Source organism: Variovorax glucosi (assembly GCF_051216695.1).
Classification (GTDB): domain Bacteria; phylum Pseudomonadota; class Gammaproteobacteria; order Burkholderiales; family Burkholderiaceae_C; genus Variovorax.
Window position 1 is genome coordinate 1 of the sequence record NZ_JBPJZE010000310.1, and the last position, 1104, is coordinate 1104.

1 protein-coding gene and 2 pseudogenes are annotated in these 1104 nt (G+C 64.9%); all 3 read left to right on the plus strand.

The genetic code is table 11. The annotated features are described in order from the left end of the window. A partial coding sequence (locus ACSFA3_RS25215; RefSeq protein ID WP_435508072.1) for a GyrI-like domain-containing protein occupies positions 1-465 on the plus strand: 465 nt, incomplete at its 5' end. A gap of 110 nt (positions 466-575) precedes the next feature. After that, positions 576-719: pseudogene (locus tag ACSFA3_RS25220) on the plus strand (GFA family protein); the annotation flags it as partial. Between the two features lie 42 nt (positions 720-761). Continuing rightward, positions 762-1104: pseudogene (locus ACSFA3_RS25225) on the plus strand (AMP-binding protein); the annotation flags it as partial.

Genomic DNA, 1104 nt, shown 5'->3' on the forward strand with positions numbered 1-1104 from the left:
GAATTGAGCAGGCTCGAGGCGTTCCGCGTCGCGGGCCCCTCCCGACGCTTCGACGACGCGACGAGGTCGGAGATTCCCCAGCTGTGGTCGGCACTTGTCGGTGCCTTGCCGCTGAAGGGCCAAAGCCCGAGCTGGGCAACGTACGGCGTGGTCTGGAGCACGGACCGGGAGGCCGGGAGCTTCATGTACATGGCAGGCGTTGGTGTAGAGGCCGAAGGCGGTCTCCCCAAGGGATTCACCGTGAAGGAAATTCCGGCGGCAACCTATGCCGTTTTTCGCATCGCCCTGAACGGATCAGCGCTGCACCCGCAAGTCAAGAGCGCCATGGCGACCATCTGGGGCGAGCTGATTCCCGCCTCGGGCCTGCGGGTCGTCGACAGCCCCGACTTCGAGATGTACGACGGCCATTTCGCACCCGACCAGCCAGGGGCCGTGATCGACCTCTACGTGCCCGTGGAAGCTTGAGCTCCCGAGTGGCGCCCATTCACGACGAACTTGTTACTCCCTGCCGTGCGGGTTGGCGACTAGATTGGCCGCCATACCAACTTCGCAACGACTTCGAAAGGACAAGACAAATGACCCACGCCTACACCGGCGGCTGCGCGTGCGGCGCAATCCGCTACGAGATTTCAGGCGAGCCGATCTTCCAGAACGACTGCCAGTGCCGCGACTGCCAGCGCAAGAGCGGCACCGGCCACGGCTCGTACCTCACCTTTCCGCGCGGCGGCGTGAAGCACAGCGGCAATGCCACGCTGTGGGACATGGTCGGCGACAGCGGCATCGCCCTGCTGCTCACGCAGAGCCATCTGCAGGTGCCCGACACCGAAGCGCTGCAGCTGCTGGCGCTCGACACGCTCGACCTGTCCGAAGAGCCATCCCACGATCCGCAGGTCGAACTGCACGGCGAGAACCTCGCCTACGTCATCTATACCTCTGGCTCCACCGGCCGCCCCAAGGGTGCGCAGCTGTGCCACCGCAACGTGAGTCGCCTGCTGAGCGCCACCGATGCATGGTTCGGCTTCGGCGCGGACGACGTCTGGACGATGTTCCACTCCTACGCCTTCGACTTCTCCGTGTGGGAAATCTTCGGCGCGCTGTGCACCG